The 15,317-nt window shown below is 47.9% G+C and carries 17 protein-coding genes and 1 tRNA gene; 13 read left to right on the plus strand and 5 right to left on the minus strand.

The features are described 5' to 3' along the window. The first annotated feature begins 156 nt into the window (after positions 1 to 156). Positions 157 to 1,629, plus strand: coding sequence for a WecB/TagA/CpsF family glycosyltransferase (locus tag Q0991_RS01750; RefSeq protein WP_299484901.1), 1,473 nt, complete (start codon positions 157 to 159; stop codon positions 1,627 to 1,629). 146 nt (positions 1,630 to 1,775) lie between these two features. Continuing rightward, positions 1,776 to 2,198 (plus strand): TerB family tellurite resistance protein, encoded by a 423-nt coding sequence (locus tag Q0991_RS01755; RefSeq protein WP_299484903.1) that lies wholly within the window; start codon positions 1,776 to 1,778, stop codon positions 2,196 to 2,198. Between the two features lie 21 nt (positions 2,199 to 2,219). Here the strand turns inward: Q0991_RS01755 and Q0991_RS01760 are convergent, their stop codons facing one another. Further along, positions 2,220 to 3,125 (minus strand): M23 family metallopeptidase, encoded by a 906-nt coding sequence (locus Q0991_RS01760; protein WP_299484904.1) that lies wholly within the window; start codon positions 3,123 to 3,125, stop codon positions 2,220 to 2,222. Between the two features lie 525 nt (positions 3,126 to 3,650). Here Q0991_RS01760 and Q0991_RS01765 point away from each other — a divergent pair. Beyond that, the gene (locus tag Q0991_RS01765; protein ID WP_299484907.1) at positions 3,651 to 4,130 is read left to right on the plus strand and encodes a ferredoxin; all 480 of its coding nucleotides are present in this window, start codon (positions 3,651 to 3,653) and stop codon (positions 4,128 to 4,130) included. On the opposite strand, the gene Q0991_RS01770 is transcribed toward Q0991_RS01765, so the two are convergent. Further along, complete coding sequence (locus tag Q0991_RS01770; RefSeq protein WP_299484909.1) at positions 4,094 to 4,846, minus strand: FHA domain-containing protein; 753 nt, start codon at positions 4,844 to 4,846, stop codon at positions 4,094 to 4,096. The genes Q0991_RS01765 and Q0991_RS01770 overlap by 37 nt on opposite strands. A gap of 345 nt (positions 4,847 to 5,191) precedes the next feature. Here Q0991_RS01770 and Q0991_RS01775 point away from each other — a divergent pair, with 345 nt between their 5' ends. From Q0991_RS01775 to Q0991_RS01790, 4 genes are all read left to right on the plus strand, one after another. Next, a complete protein-coding gene (locus tag Q0991_RS01775) occupies positions 5,192 to 5,512 on the plus strand; it encodes a 2Fe-2S iron-sulfur cluster-binding protein (RefSeq protein WP_299484911.1) in 321 nt (106 codons plus the stop codon). Between the two features lie 40 nt (positions 5,513 to 5,552). Then, on the plus strand, positions 5,553 to 5,741 hold the full coding sequence (locus tag Q0991_RS01780) for a hypothetical protein (protein ID WP_299484914.1): 189 nt from the start codon (positions 5,553 to 5,555) through the stop codon (positions 5,739 to 5,741). Beyond that, positions 5,738 to 6,799, plus strand: coding sequence for a DUF3326 domain-containing protein (locus Q0991_RS01785; protein WP_299484916.1), 1,062 nt, complete (start codon positions 5,738 to 5,740; stop codon positions 6,797 to 6,799). The genes Q0991_RS01780 and Q0991_RS01785 overlap by 4 nt, the downstream gene beginning before the upstream one ends. 73 nt (positions 6,800 to 6,872) lie before the next feature. Next, on the plus strand, positions 6,873 to 7,475 hold the full coding sequence (locus tag Q0991_RS01790; RefSeq protein ID WP_299484918.1) for a CPBP family intramembrane glutamic endopeptidase: 603 nt from the start codon (positions 6,873 to 6,875) through the stop codon (positions 7,473 to 7,475). Here the strand turns inward: Q0991_RS01790 and Q0991_RS01795 are convergent. Further along, entirely contained in the window at positions 7,472 to 8,110 is a 639-nt protein-coding gene (locus Q0991_RS01795) for a sigma-70 family RNA polymerase sigma factor (protein WP_299484920.1), read from the minus strand. The genes Q0991_RS01790 and Q0991_RS01795 overlap by 4 nt on opposite strands. 187 nt (positions 8,111 to 8,297) lie before the next feature. On the opposite strand from Q0991_RS01795, the gene Q0991_RS01800 reads away from it, so the two are divergent. The 6 genes from Q0991_RS01800 (at position 8,298) to Q0991_RS01825 (ending at position 12,829) form a co-directional block, all read left to right on the plus strand. Then, positions 8,298 to 8,386, plus strand: a tRNA-Ser gene (locus tag Q0991_RS01800). Between the two features lie 32 nt (positions 8,387 to 8,418). After that, positions 8,419 to 8,655, plus strand: a complete 237-nt coding sequence (gene rpmB / locus Q0991_RS01805; protein ID WP_299484922.1) for a 50S ribosomal protein L28 — start codon at positions 8,419 to 8,421, stop codon at positions 8,653 to 8,655. After that, a complete protein-coding gene (locus Q0991_RS01810) occupies positions 8,655 to 9,215 on the plus strand; it encodes a 2'-5' RNA ligase family protein (RefSeq protein WP_299484924.1) in 561 nt (186 codons plus the stop codon). Before rpmB ends, Q0991_RS01810 begins: the two co-directional genes overlap by 1 nt. Positions 9,216 to 9,288: 73 nt before the next feature. Next, entirely contained in the window at positions 9,289 to 10,482 is a 1,194-nt protein-coding gene (locus tag Q0991_RS01815) for an NAD(P)/FAD-dependent oxidoreductase (protein WP_299484925.1), read from the plus strand. Between the two features lie 199 nt (positions 10,483 to 10,681). Further along, a complete protein-coding gene (locus Q0991_RS01820) occupies positions 10,682 to 11,290 on the plus strand; it encodes a peroxiredoxin (protein ID WP_299484927.1) in 609 nt (202 codons plus the stop codon). 879 nt (positions 11,291 to 12,169) lie between these two features. Then, complete coding sequence (locus Q0991_RS01825) at positions 12,170 to 12,829, plus strand: Crp/Fnr family transcriptional regulator (RefSeq protein WP_299484928.1); 660 nt, start codon at positions 12,170 to 12,172, stop codon at positions 12,827 to 12,829. Here Q0991_RS01825 and Q0991_RS01830 read toward each other — a convergent pair. Both Q0991_RS01830 and Q0991_RS01835 read right to left on the minus strand, forming a co-directional pair. After that, on the minus strand, positions 12,826 to 14,949 hold the full coding sequence (locus tag Q0991_RS01830; protein ID WP_299484929.1) for a dynamin family protein: 2,124 nt from the start codon (positions 14,947 to 14,949) through the stop codon (positions 12,826 to 12,828). The genes Q0991_RS01825 and Q0991_RS01830 overlap by 4 nt on opposite strands. A gap of 155 nt (positions 14,950 to 15,104) precedes the next feature. Continuing rightward, positions 15,105 to 15,317: hypothetical protein (locus Q0991_RS01835; RefSeq protein ID WP_299484932.1), on the minus strand; the 213-nt coding region annotated here is incomplete at its 5' end.

A 15,317-nucleotide genomic window follows, 5' to 3' on the forward strand; every position in this document is an offset into this window, starting at 1 on the left:
GATATTCAGATGACTAGAATATTTGCTAGTGAGGAAAAATCGTTCACTCTTCTGGGATGAACGTTTGAATGCTAGAGACCCTCTTCAGCAGTTTTGATATTTACCCAGTATTGTTAGCTGATTTCCAATTCCCTGATAGCTTATCTCTCATTACCTATGCTGGCTCAGCCTCAAACCCTTCTACCTTCTCCACAACTCTCTATTAATCCCCACGGGTTTGAGCTGTGGTACCAACCGGTTTATAACGTCTCTTCGGGTGACGTCCTGCAAAATGAAGTGTTGTTGCGATGGCGAGATCCGCAAGGGAGATTGCACTTGCCGGGAGAATTTATGCCCATTGTCAGCGGCGCTGACGCCGAACAATGGCTCGATCGCTACGTCACAGGACAGGCCATCAACCAACTCAAGCAATATCCTCAACTCAAGCTTTCGATTAATTTATCCAGGCGAATTGTTGAAGATCGCTTCATCGCAGAGGATATCTATGATCTGTTAGCCAATCATGAAGTTCACCCCCGTCAGCTTCATTTTGAGATTTCTGAAGCCAGCCTGGCACGGAACTTCCAGGATTCAGTGGCGTTAATTCGGGACCTCAAAGATTTAGGATGCTCAGTGATCTTGGATAACTATGCCAATCAACATCTAACCTTCCTGCAGTGGGAGAAGCTAGAGGTTGATGCGGTGAAGCTGGACGCAACCTTGATTCGTAATCTCAGACAGGATCTGCCTCAAACGAGGTTAGCACGAGCAATCATCGAGACCAGTGCTTCAATGGGACAGTCTGCGATCGCAACATCCGTAGATGAATACTCAAAATCTCGTCATCTCCATGATCTCAGCTTTAAATCAGCCCAGGGCTTCCACTTTAAACCTCCCAGTCATCAGCCTTGGTTAACCGGCAAAGTGGATATTCTAGGCGTTCCCATCGATAATCTGACCCAAGACGAACTTCTCCAAGACCTGCAATCTGGCATTGTCTTTACTCCCAACGTCGATCACCTCATGAATCTTAAGCAAGACCGTGAGTTTCATGAAGCGTATAACATTGCCGACTACACCATTTGTGACAGCCAAATCCTGTTTTTTTCATCTCACTTTTTAGGGGCACCGATTAAAGAAAAAATATCTGGATCTGATCTATTCCCCGCCTTCTATACCTATCACAAAGATAATCCAGACATTACAATTTTTCTGCTAGGCGCAGCACCTGGCGTTGCCGCCCAAGCTCAACAGAATATTAATGCCCATGTCGGTCGAGATATTGTCGTTGGCTCCTACTCACCCTCCTATGGATTTGATCAAAACCCCCAAGAATGCGCATCGATTATTGATCGCATTAACCGATCAGGTGCTTCAGTATTAGCCATTGGAGTAGGCTCCCCCAAACAAGAACGATGGATTTATCGTTATCGGGATCAACTAGCCGATTCAGTCAAAATTATTTTTGCCATTGGAGCCACGCTAGATTTTGAGGCCGGAACTCAAAAGCGGGTTCCTAAAATGATTAGCACATTGGGCCTAGAATGGCTATTCCGTCTAATGGGCGAGCCAAGACGCTTATGGAAACGGTATCTGATTAACGATCTCCCCTTTCTTTGGCTGGTCCTCCGTCAGAAACTGCACCACTAATTGACCTTCACGCATAGTGCCCTAAAGGTCAGCCATTTTTTCAAAGCGTAAAGCGCCATTGTTTCGGTCTAGCAGGCTTTACTCATCAACGGCTTGTGTTACCCGACTCCACCCGCCATGATGAAAACAGTTTTGATAGATTCACTATGGACACTGAACTGCGACGTCTGACACTTCAAATATTGATTGGTTCGGCTTGGATTGATCATCAACTGAGTGAGCCCGAAGTTACCCACCTCCAGAAAACCCTGTCCCGCTATCATTTGAGTCAGGACACCGAACTACAGCATCTACTGCAACATCCAGTCCCCCCTGCTCAAACGGAGCGGTGGATGGTTGAATTCCTTAAAAACTCCCATCAAGAACAGCGGCTTCAATTACTCGCTGCTATCGGTAATCTGCTGATCGCCGATGAAGTCGTTTCTGATATCGAGCATGACCTGATAGACGAATACCATGAGCTAATGGCCCGCATACCAGATGAACCAGACTATATCACCAACCTAGTCAAAAATATTGGTCACTATGTCAAGAAGGCGTTACGAACCTTAAGCAGCCAACTCTCCTAAAGCAATGCTCAGGACTCGAAACTAGGGTTTAAGCGTCTTAGACACCATATAGGGCTTTGGATCAATCGCTTTCTCATGGTGATAAATTGAATAGTGCAAATGCGTACCTGTGGAACGTCCAGTACTCCCCATATAGCCAATTAACTGGCCTCGCTGAACGGTTGACTTCGGTTTAACCGCTAGCTTAGAAAGGTGGGCATAAAGGGTTTGATAACCATAACCGTGTTGGAGCACAACATGATAGCCGTAGCCACCTGCATATTCGGCCCGTTCCACCTCGCCCTGGGCAGTAGCATAAATAGGAGCCCCATGGTCACCTAACAAATCGATCCCATCATGTATTTCTGCACTGCCGCCAAATGGGCCTGGCCGTAAGCCAAAATCTGAGGAGATTGGGGAGTATCCTTTGGTGGGTTTACCCTGCGGCGTAGCGGCATCTCGGGCTTCTTCCGCTTGAAGGGTTTTCTCCAGAGCAGGCTGAACGTGCTGCTTAAGTCGAGAGGTTAAAACGGGAAGTCGTTCCTTGGCAACTTTTAACTGCTCTTCTGTATTGAGGACAACGGAAACCCCGCCTTTACCGCCCTCTACCTCCACCTTGACTTGCTGACGCTTTTGTTTGGATAATCCTGCGCGTTGACGAAGTTTTTCAACTTCCTCGTCCAAGACTTCTAATTCTTCTAAAACTTCCGCCGCCGATTCAGAAAGTTGATCGTGACGTTGTTGTAAGGCATAAAGGGTTTTACCCGCCCAAACGGCCGGAACTGCAGCGGCAGACAAAGCGGCAGCTAAACCTAAGATAACAACCAGAGGACTGATAGAAAACTTTACGGAACGTTGTCCTGTTAAAGAAATCAAAATCCGAAAACGCTTCGGAATCGGCAATAGAGAACGCATAGAGGCCAACTCAAAGGATTCGAATCGAATCATATCAAATTATGATGTCAATATTAAATATTTCTTAAAAAGGGAATCAAAAAAAGACTTGGGATGTAAAGAGAATTGGGTATTCGCCCAACGACCTATTGAATGAATGTATGGAGATGTAATCAGATGCCTTGACAATTTTTGGAACTCCCTAAGCGGTAATCCACTGCTTGATTCACCAGTGGCCTCGCCCATTCTCGATACTGAGGTTTTCTGGAAAAATGGGTACGATAAAAATGACTAGGATTTAGGGGCCGGGATTTAGAATAATTACCCTTTGCCCAGCAGCAGCCGATTCAACTGAATGTTGATGGACTCGTCACTTGATATATCCTGTTAATAATACTTAACGCTACTGACCAATTTCCCTGAGTTATGGACCTTAAAACAATCTTGATAGGGGTTACCCCCGTATTTGTCGTACTTTGCCTCTTTTTTGGGACTCGAAATGGCTTTTATGATTCGGACGATTACCATGGCAATGGTTCAGCCCACTAAAACTCACCCTCATTAGCCAGTGGTCAATTTATGACTGAACAAGATGTTGCGCTTACGCTGCCTAGAGATGCGACACCTGCGGAATACGCTGCCCTGCAAAAAACTGTGCAGGCATTGGGTTTGGCCCGCATTCAACGTCATATTTTCATCTGTGCTGATCAAACGGTGGATAAATGCTGTGACAAGGCGTCTAGCCTAGCTGCATGGGCCTATCTCAAGACCCGACTGAAAGAGTTAAAACTAGATAACCCCACCGCTGAAAATTTTGTATTTCGGACTAAGGCCAACTGTCTTAGGGTGTGTCAACGCGGTCCAATCATGGTGATATATCCAGATGGGGTCTGGTATCACTCTGCTGCTCCTCCGGTGATTGAAAGAATCTTGCAGGAACATCTATTGGGGAATCAAATTGTAGAAGACTATCTATTGCTCCACCATCCGTTAACGGAGATAGAACTCCAAAACTCCAGAGTCTATGGACTTTCGGTAGACGGTGGGGAAGACGGTTGACTCCCTTTTGGAGAAGACAGGTACCAGCCTCCCAACCCCAACACAATGATCAGCAATACGGGGCTGATCAACATCCACAGACGGGGTCGCTGACGAACAATAAGGGTTTGTTTTTGACGTCCCTCTTTAACGGTCTGCCGATTAGCGCCTTGAGCGACGACTTCAGGCATTGTTTCCGAGAGCCTGGTAGCAGATTCATTTTGAGCGAGTAACGTAGCAGGATCTCGCCCAATTTGAGTGATAGCTGTGGGAGATCCGACTAATTCGGAGTCAGAGGCAACAACGGTTGCCTTAGGATTCACTGCATCTGATTTGAGGCTTTGGAAATCGGTGGATTCCAAATAGCGAATAAATTCTGCTTCCCCCATCGAAACAATCAGATAGGAGGCTTTAATTTTCCGGCCTAGGCCAATACGATCCCCGTCTGCCAGCTCTTGAGAACTGCAGCGCTTATCATTCACAAACACCCCATTGGCACTTCGATTGCCCTCTGAATCTCCATCAATTAGACGATACCGATAGGTGTTTTTGCCAGGGGTTGGCAATCGGAGCAGGATAGCGTGTTTACGAGAAATGGTTGGTGAATCTAGCACAATAGCGTTGGATTCATCTCGACCAATGGAGTAGGCCGCTGAGTCAAGTGCGATCGCACGACGTTTACCATCGTTGATGACCAGAACGTGCCGTTCAGCAGAATCTTGTTTGGGGTCGTGCATATTAGGGAAATTCCTGAGGAAACCGTAAAACCAGCCTAAGTAAGACGTACGCTAACCTCCCTCATCTAAGATGGCTACCCAGCCACCTAGCTAAGTGATTGAAGCAACAAGAGTCCATTGACTCCGTGCGAATGAGGTTGCCAGGCTTAATACATCTGAGAGGAAAGCAATCCCTACACTGAGGGACAGCTAAGATGTTGCCTGTTCTCAAAATTGAAGTTGTCTATACCTAGGATTCCCAACCTCCACACCATTTAAAGCGTCTGGCATCGGGTTAAGGGAAAGAATATGAAACAATAGAGGCTAACCACTCATTGTCGGCTTGACGTTGCCATTTCAAATTCGATGCCACAGACTTATTCCGTAGAGATTCACCATCAAGACACCGTCCACACCATTAGCGTTCCTGAAGACACGACGATTTTGCAAGCAGCCCATGATGCTGGGGTCAATTTGCCCAGTTCCTGCTGTGCAGGGGTCTGTACAACTTGTGCTTCTCTAATTCTAGAAGGAGAAGTTGAGCAAGAAGACGCCATGGGCTTGGGGCCTGATTTGCTGGACCAAGGCTATGCATTGCTCTGCGTCGCCTATCCCCGGTCTGATATTAAGCTTGAATCGAATAAAGAAGAAGTTGTGTATAACTTACAGTTTGGACAAAGTCAGTAACTTGTCCTCACCCTATTTTTGACGAAGGGAGACCTATAAAATGACGACCCATTTTATTACTGCAGAAATTGATTTAGAAGCGTCTAGTGCGGATTTGCCCGCCCAGATTGACGAGACCCTACGGCAGCAAGGGGAACCCCTACGCTGGGCAGTGACTGAGGTCAAAGATCAAAAAGCGACGGTTGAAGCAGTAGTGACCCAATCCCAGTCAGTAGCGCTATCCGATTGACGGCTCATCCCTTTACCGCTGTTTTGCTGATTCCCACGGGAATTGGCGCGGCAATTGGCGGATATGCAGGGGATGCCATTCCCGTCGTCCGCACCATGGCGACGGTCTGCGATCGCATCATCACTCATCCCAATGTCTTAAATGGAGCTCAGCTCTATTGGCCACTGTCTAATGCTTGGTATGTGGAAGGCTACGCCCTGGATCAATTTGCCGCGGGCCATTGGGGGTTACGTCCTGTCCACCGCAACCGGATTGGATTGGTTTTAGATCGAGCCATCGAAGCGGAGTTGCGCCTGCGTCATTTACAAGCGGTGGATGCAGCCCGGGCAACCTTGGGGCTTATCGTCGATGATGTGTTGATAACTGATATGCCTCTAGGGGTAACGCTGAAAACAGCGGCCTCGGGAGCCGCCTGGGGAACGATCGATCATCCCGATAGCCTATTGCGGGCGGTTGATCAGTTGCTCACCCACGGTAAGGTGGATGCGATCGCAGTTGTTGCCCGCTTTCCCGATGATTCCAATAGCGATATGCTTCAGGCTTATCGGCAGGGCCATGGGGTGGACCTGTTAGCCGGGGCTGAGGCCGTGATTAGTCATCTGGTGGTGCAACGGTTTCACATTCCCTGTGCCCATGCTCCTGCCCTTGCGCCCCTGCCCTTGGCCCCTGCCTTAAATCCAAAAGCAGCAGCAGAAGAATTAGGCTATACCTTTCTCCCGTCTGTATTGGCTGGCTTGTCGAGAGCTCCTCAAGTCATGACTGACCCCCACCATCCAACGGATCTGTGGCGTGATCAAGTTGATGCGGTTGTGGTCCCGGCCACCGCCTGTGGAGGTAGCGCCGTGTTGAGTTTCAGCCGTAGCCAGGCACAGATTATTACCGTTCAGGAGAACACCACTCGGATGAGCACCACTGCTGACACCCTCGGTATTCAGCATCGGATTGCCCAGTCCTATCTCGAAGCCGTGGGCATCTTAGCTGCCATGAAGGCAGGTATCGATGAGAGGGTATTGCGGCCTAGCATTTCCATCACTCAGGTTCAGGAACCCGTTGAGTAACGCACGCTTCTCTATGCGGTCTTTTGCATTAACTGATAGGTTATAGAGGTATTTGAATCGTTTATATATCCCTGTGGTTGATCGGCCTAATCAGCAACCTGAACTAGAGTCCCTCACGCGTACGCAAGTCCTGATTGCTATGGGGGTAACAGCCCTCCTTTTACTATTTATCGCCAAGGTCTGGCAGTATTTCGGTACTTTTCCGTCCCTGCGAATGACCTGGCAACCACAACATGCTGCTTGGGGGGTTGGCCTCGGGATGGGTATCACTGCGGCCAGCGCGATCATGTACCAATTTTGGCCACAATATCGATCGTCTGCCTCCCTGTACCTTCAGCTCGTGATTAAACCCTTAGTGTGGACCGATTTAATCTGGCTGGGATTACTCCCTGGATTGAGTGAAGAATTGTTATTTCGAGGGGTGATGTTGCCTGCCCTGGGTTTGAATTGGGCGGGTCTCATCCTGTCTAGTTTGTGCTTTGGCGTTCTCCACCTCAACAGCCCCAAACAATGGTCCTATGTCGTCTGGGTATCCGTGGTCGGCTTCTTGTTGGGGTATGGCGCCTGGTCAACGGGGAACTTATTGGTCCCGGTAATTGCCCATATCACCACGAATTTCATTACGGGGGTATCTTGGAAAATCACCCATCCCCCCCAACCCTTGGGTAAAACCTAAACTGAACCAATGGGCAGAGAAGCTAACGATGGCTCATTAAAGTAGATTGCTTGGATATCTTCTGGTAAGGCAGCCTGGAGTGACTGATACGCTTCTTGCAAATACTGAGCAATATCCTCTGTCGTCACGTCTTCTCCTTCTGCCTGTAAAACAGCAACAATCCGCTGATCTTGCCAGTGAAAGGTTTGAGATAAGACCAGAATTAGTCTGGGTAAAGGGGATAGCTGGTCCAAAGCAATCTGCACATAACACCATAAGGGAGGCGGTGCAGCAGTGAGGGTGTATTGAATGGTTTCAACCGCAGGCAGCTGATCTTGGGTGATGCAAGCGGCAACTTTATTTAAAATCCAGGATTGCAGCGTCAAGCTGGGACCGCCTGCATCTGTGGTTAAGTGGGGCAATTCATAGAACACATTCCGCCATACCCTGGCAAATAGATAGTCTACCTGTAAAGGCGATCGGGCCATATTCCGCAATAGGGAATAAGACATAGCGCCAAATCGACAAAATAGGGCTGTAAAGTACTTTCCCTCCCCAGGGTATTGCTGAAATCCCTGCACTAGCTCTTGATCACTACAATCTTGTAGTGATTTTACAAGTGGGTGATTCGCTTCTGGGAATTCTGGCAGTTTCATAGCAAGTCTTTTATGCGTCCTCAGTAAGCAAAAATGCTCGTGCATCCTTTCGTGAGCATCTTAATCCTTAATTTCGCCTTTGGGGTAAAATCCTGTCTCTACATTCTCTGTCTAAAAATATCAGACTCTAGCCTTGTAAACCGCTCGGTCAAGAGATGAGATCTGTTATGATCAGGTTTGCTCACTCGGAGAGGTGGCTGAGTGGTCGAAAGCGGCAGATTGCTAATCTGTTGTACGGTGAATTCCGTACCGAGGGTTCGAATCCCTCTCTCTCCGTTTTTTGCAACCTTTTGCTGGAGTACTTTTTCATGGGCAAAAAATGCCAACTAACCGGAAAAAAAGCGAATAACGCGTTTGCGGTTTCCCATTCCCACCGTCGCACCAAAAAGTTGCAGGAAGCAAACTTGCAGTGGAAACGAGTGTGGTGGCCTCAGGGAAAACGCTGGGTCAAACTCAGACTCTCCACGAAAGCGATTAAGACCCTTGAGAAAAAAGGTCTAGCCACCTTTGCTCGTGAAGCAGGGATTAATCTGAACCAGGCTTAGTGGCCCGATATTTTTTAGCCCTTCTTCCTCCTGAATCTGTTCAAGAGGAAGTTTTGGCAATCCAAAAAATATTTGCGATGGAGTATCAAAGCCGCAAAGCGTTGAACGCTCCCCCTCATATCACCCTGCAAGCCCCTTTCGAGTGGCCACCGGCTTCGTCAACGACAATTGCATCTATTGATGCAGTTGTCCAAGCATTATATCGATGGGCCGATCAGCATCAATCGATACCAATTCAACTGAGTGGCTTTGGCGCGTTTGCTCCACGGGTGATCTATATTAAAGTCCAGCTCACTCCAGAACTACTGGATCTCCACAGCCAATTACAAACCTATTGTGCACAGGCTTGGTTGATTCAAGATAACCGGGCTCAATCTCGCTCTTTTGTCCCCCATATGACTGTAGCGTTTCGAGATTTAAAACGCGCAAGTTTCTACGCGGCATGGCCTTTTTTTCAAGATCGTCAATTTGACCACCCATTTGTGGCCACTGATATAACCCTGCTTAAACACAATGGTCAACGTTGGGAGATCTTTGATCAAGCAGCGTTTGGAAATTAGAGCCTCTCCACATCCTTCAGAACGCCCTTGGTATCCTTAAAGGGATAGTGGTTGCACGCATAAGGTGGATGGCATGACTGAACACCAGCCAACGATATGTATTTTAGGGGGCGGTTTTGGAGGGCTTTACACCGCCTTACGTCTGGGGCAACTTCCCTGGGGAGACCTTAACCCACTTATCTATTTAGTAGATCAAAATAATCATTTTTTGTTCTCCCCTTTGCTATATGAACTGGTCACGGGGGAGCTGCAATCTTGGGAAATTGCGCCCCCCTATACTGAATTGCTTGCCAATACCCATGTGCGATTTATCCAAAGTGCAGTGAAAGACATTGATCTTCAGCAACAAACGGTGGAGTTATCATCACAGACGCTCTCCTATGACCGTCTAGTCCTGGCTTTAGGGGGTGAAACGCCCTTGCATCAAGTACCCGGCTCGGCAGAATATGCACTCCCGTTTCGGACGGTGCAAGATGCCTATCGCCTAGACGAAAGTTTACGAGCCTTAGAAACCGCTTCGGTTCCCAAGATTCGCGTTGCAGTCGTGGGGGCAGGTCCTAGTGGGGTGGAATTAGCCTGTAAGTTAGCCGATCGCTTGGGCGATCGCGGACGGATACGCCTGATCGAACGCAATGATCAAATTCTGAAGTCAGCACCTGAATTCAATCAAACGGCAGCGCAAAAAGCCCTCGAAAAGCGGCAAATCTGGATTGACCTGGAGACCCGTATTGAGTCTCTAGACGCTAATCAAATGACGCTCTGTTATAAGGAGCAAACCGATACATTGCCCGTAGATATTGTCTTGTGGACCGTGGGAACTGCGATCGCAGACTCAGTCCAATCGCTTCCCTTACCCCACAATAATCGGGGTCAACTCCTGACTGATCCCACCCTACAGGTGCAAACCGCACCCCACATTTTTGCATTAGGTGACTTAGCAGACTGTCCGGCTCAGGAGGGGCAGCCTATTCCTAAAACAGCACAGGTTGCTATTCAACAGGCTGATTGCGTCGGTTGGAACCTCTGGGCTTCTCTCACGCAACGTCCACTCCTCCCCTTTCACTACACTCATCTAGGAGAAATGCTGACCCTGGGCGAAGATTCTGCAGCCATGTCAGGCTTGGGGGTACAGTTAGACGGCCCCTTAGCTTTTATGGCCCGTCGGTTGATCTACCTCTATCGGATGCCCACCCTCGATCATCAGTTAAAACTGGGGCTGAACTGGATGGTCAAACCTTTGCTATCGGCAATAGCGACCCCGCAATAATACCTCTTTACCGCATTTCGGGGGTGAGGGTCTCGAACTCACTCAGTACCGCTATGAGTATGCGGTATAGTGATTGGGGTGTTACGAGATTTATTCCCTTAAATCACTCATTTTTTGCACCCAGGCGATTGATCTTAGTCGATATTGGGTGAGCCCAATATCTTCACAATCGGCATCTTAGCTTAGGAGTAATTTGGTTATGTCACAACACGAAGCGCATGAATGTCTAAGAGTCGGCCAGCCAGCGCCCGACTTTACAGCAACAGCTGTTTTTGACCAAGAGTTTAGCGAAGTTCAACTCTCAAACTATCGGGGTAAGTATGTCGTTATCTTTTTCTATCCCCTCGATTTTACCTTCGTGTGTCCCACAGAGATTACAGCCTTCAGCGATCGGTATGACGCCTTCAAAGTCTTAAATACCGAAGTGCTGGGAATTTCTGTGGATAGTGAATTTTCCCATTTAGCTTGGACCCAAACTGACCGAAAATCTGGGGGGGTGGGCGATCTCAACTATCCGCTAGTTTCAGATATTAAGAAAGAAATTAGCTCTGCTTACAATGTGTTGGATCCAGAAGCGGGTATTGCCCTTAGAGGCCTATTTATTATCGATAAAGAGGGCATTATTCAGCACGCCACGATTAACAACCTTGCCTTTGGACGCAACGTTGATGAAACCTTACGGACCCTACAAGCTATTCAACATGTTCAAGCGAACCCAGATGAAGTTTGTCCAGCGGGTTGGCAACCCGGGGACAAAACGATGAATCCAGATCCGGTTAAGTCCAAGGCTTACTTCGAATCTGTTTAGCTCAAGCAAGATGTTTGATCTCGGCTAAATTGAATTGTAATGTTTGAGATACCCTGCTTTCATAGAGGTAGGGTATCTTGGGAATCGATTGTTTAAGTATTTCAAGGGCAAAAGAAGATTTTAGGCTTATCCAGCATCAGGGGTTCATCGCCCGCATTAAGATGAACTCGCCGAAATGGACGAATCTCTGCACCCAAGGGCGAATGGCGGATCGTCTTAACGATATGCCATTCGCCTTTTGATTACTCAAAAAATCAGCTTTATTTCTCCTAGAAAAAGCCTTTCACCCCTCAAAGAAAGCAGAATATTTAGTACTTTATAGAAACACTAAAACTAGAGCAACTGATTGGAGCTGGGTGAGCCGATTAGGGTGGTTATAGAATTGTTTTATGCTGAAATGTGATCCAAAATTGAATTGCCACCCGTTTTTTAGGGACTCAATTTCCTGGGAACAAATTTTTATTCACTAAGTCAACTTTTTGTTGGCCGGATTCCTTGACAATGTTTTAGGGCTTGGGTTTAGAGATCTGAATCGTATTACTTATAAAGCCTATATACTAAAGATCTTAGCCATTCTAGCGCTTGTTTTTTTAATGAAGGTCTGCAGGATCTTGAATGAACATCTCTTGAGGAAAAGAACAGTAACTTAGATTTAAGTGAATCGTAACTAATGCTATGAATCGCTAAACACTTTAAACTTCACGAAGTTTTCACGGGACTTATGTACCTTATCTACTTAAGTTGCTCCCTTGATAGCTGCTTCTTGTATAAGATCGAAATTTGATTGAATCACTAGTGATTTTATCTATCTGTGTGATCTTTTAAGATTTATATATTCAATAGCTTCTGTCTCACCTTCCTATTAATAGGACCTCACTTATGGCTTTATCTTCTTCTGTATTTGCTACAGCCCAGCCCGCTTCTACTCCAGTCTCATCCAAACAGAACGCTCAACCGTTGCATTTGGAAGTGGGAAAAATGATTCCTCGCCAGACGGACCACCTATGGCATATCGATCAGGGGCTGGTCCGAACACTGACGTGGAATGAAGATGGCGATCTGGTCACATTGGGCTTGTGGGGTGCGGGAGATTGTGTGGGCCGCTTGTTATCTGAAATCACGCCATTCCAGATGGAGTGCCTCAATAATGTGCAGTTAAGACCTCTGCCGCTTTCTGGGCTAGATGACTTAGGGGTGGTGATGCGATCGCACCTCCGCTATATGGAAGAACTGTTTAGCATCATCAGCCATAAGCGAGCACCCCAGCGGTTATTACGCTTTTTGGATTGGCTAGGCGATCGGTTTGGCCGCCAAGTGGAGCAGGGACGCATCTTGGATTTGGGATTAACCCATCAGCTCTTGGCTGAGATTACGGGCATCACCCGAGTCACGGCCACCCGTTTGCTGAACGAATTTGAGCGGGAAGGAAAACTGATGCGGTTGCCCAAACAGCAAATGCTGTTGCAGTTCAGCTCAGGTCATCCCGACCGCGTGACTAGCATGGCTCGGCACCGCGCCAAAGGTAAACGCAACGTCTAAAGCAAGGCGGTTAGATGGGTAACCTGCTCAGCAACCCTTTGATCGAGCTGTTGCAGGCGCTCGGTCTCTTGCTCTAGCTGAATGTCTTGGGTCTCTTTTTGCGTAACTAAATGGGTCAGTTCCGTTTGGCGAGCTGAGATATCATCATTTAAGCGCTGAATAATCTCTGTTTCATAGGTATTAAAGCAGGATTCGACAGCTTCATAAACGGCCTGATGCTGCTCTTGGGCAATTTGGGGCAGACATTTGGCAAATTCTTGCCGAGTTGTCGTTAGAAACGTCTGGCGGACATATTCAGCCTGTCCCGCGACTAAGCCCGCTCCGGCAGCGATCACTAGAAACACGTTCAAGGCCATCGCTGAAAACAAAAGGCCAACGATTTGGATGACCAGCGTAACGCAGAGGGAGGTGAAAACCGCCTGCATCACCCGCCGCCAAAAGGGACTTAAACGACCGACGACGCCATTAAGGGAGTTAGGAATGGCATCCAACACTTCAAAAACTGTGTCGGTCCAGGTTTCAGTGGCATTATAAGGATGGCCTGACGCCCCATAGGACCGCCCCAACAGTTTGGCATTAATCACATCCACCACCTGGGTATAGGTGCCCCGATATTGATCGGCGACGGCTTGTACCTGGGCAAAGGCTGTTTCTAACTGCTGAGTAGCCTGCATCTCCCAGTCTGCCAACTGATCCGTGAGATAGCGTTCAAAGGCCCGCTTAAAAGACTCATGGAATTTGGCCCGGTTTTGCTTGTTGAGGAAGTCTAAAAATTCTAGATCGGGCTGGGACACCACAAAGTCAGTTTCAAAGGTTTTTTCCAACTGAAGCAGATAGGTCTGAAATGAATCGGCAATGGCTTGGGCTTCGCGATCGCGGATTTTGCGAATTTCGGTCTGAAAATCTGTGGAGACAGCTGTGAGCTGGTCAAACTCCGCCTGGACGGAGGCGACTTTATCTTTGAGGTTGCCGATATCTTCGCCCAATAGCGGAATTCGTCGTTCGACGGCCTCATGCACATGGGCCGCAACGGCGCGAGCTTGCTGTGCTGCATGGTTGAGTTCGGCACTGGTCCGCTCGCGGGTAAGAAACTGGGTGAGGGAATCGAGAAAAGCAGGAATGCCTGTATCGTCTAGGAGGGCTTTGGGGTCGTGGAGTTGAGATCTCAACGCGGGTAACGCCGAAATTTCAAAAACTCGCTGCTGATAGCGATCTTCGCCATTGACTAAACAATAGGGAGAGAGGTGGGTTTGAAAGACTTGTCGAAGTTTTGTTTCTGCCTCCGCTAAAGCTATCTTATCGTCAGGATCAAGCAGACTGTTTTGTACCTTATCCCAGGCATTAAGGAGGAAGAAAATCGTTAGCCCTCGATTCTGAAGAAAGTTACGTAAGTAGCGCCGCTCATCTAGGGTGCAGGGCTGGGTGGTGTTGAGAACAAACAACACCGCATGACAGTCGTTGAGGTAATTGAGCACCAGCTCGTTACGGGCTTCCGTATCGTTGAGTCCAGGGGTATCGACCAGTTCAATCCCTTTGGATAAGAGAGGGAGCGGATACTCAATTACGGCGTGGCTGACATTGGGAAAGGCTTGCTCATCTTTTTCCTCCAGAGCTTTAGCTTCTGAAGGGTCAATGGTGTATTTCCATTTGAATGTGGCGACATCAATTTGCTGAGGCGGAGTGTCATCGCGAAAGTAGATGGTGACCCGCTTCTGCGGACCATATTTGAGAACGCTCAGAATGGCGGTGCAAGGATTCACGTCGCTGGGTAGAAGGCGCTCCCCCAGAATGGCGTTAATTAAGGTGCTTTTACCACGCTTCAGATCGCCCAACACCACCAGGCGGAAGATACCTTGCTTGAGATGGTCACTAGCCATTTGGACTAGCGTGATCTGACGATCCAATCCTAACTGTCCCGACGCTTGTGCACCGTCCATTTCTGATTGAGTCAAAATCTGAACAATCCGCTCTAAGTGCTCGGCAACTTGTTCTCGAACACGGCGAACTTGATCAAAATCATCTAAATATCCCGCAGCTTGGGGCAGGTTGACAGAATTGCTCATGGATTGGCGATTGAAAGGACTGGATTCTGAAATAGCGGGCTCTGACCGTACCATCATAGCGATAGCTAATGGCTGAGGACGCTATCGATTCTCATTATTCCCCGTTGGGTGGGGATAAGCGCGCAAGGCTGCAGTTCTCTGTCTTGTATGCCCATACATTTATCGCAAATGAAGCAGTTTCTATTGTTTGTGGAAGCGTAAATAATCTTCAGCTATTTTGCAAACAATGCTGCTCCCATCAATGCAGTTAAGACAGGCGTTTGCCACCTATCTACCCATTCATTGCTTTCGACCAGGGAGCATGTCACCTTTGCATGCCAATTAAGATTGAGATAAGCACACCGATGTGCAAGCACTTGCGGGACATTGCTTTCATTCCACTGCGCCCCTGAAATTTTGACTCTGCGACTAATCTGTTTGATAGC

Origin of the sequence: Acaryochloris sp. IP29b_bin.137 (assembly GCF_028285745.1) — a bacterium.
GTDB lineage: Bacteria > Cyanobacteriota > Cyanobacteriia > Thermosynechococcales > Thermosynechococcaceae > Acaryochloris.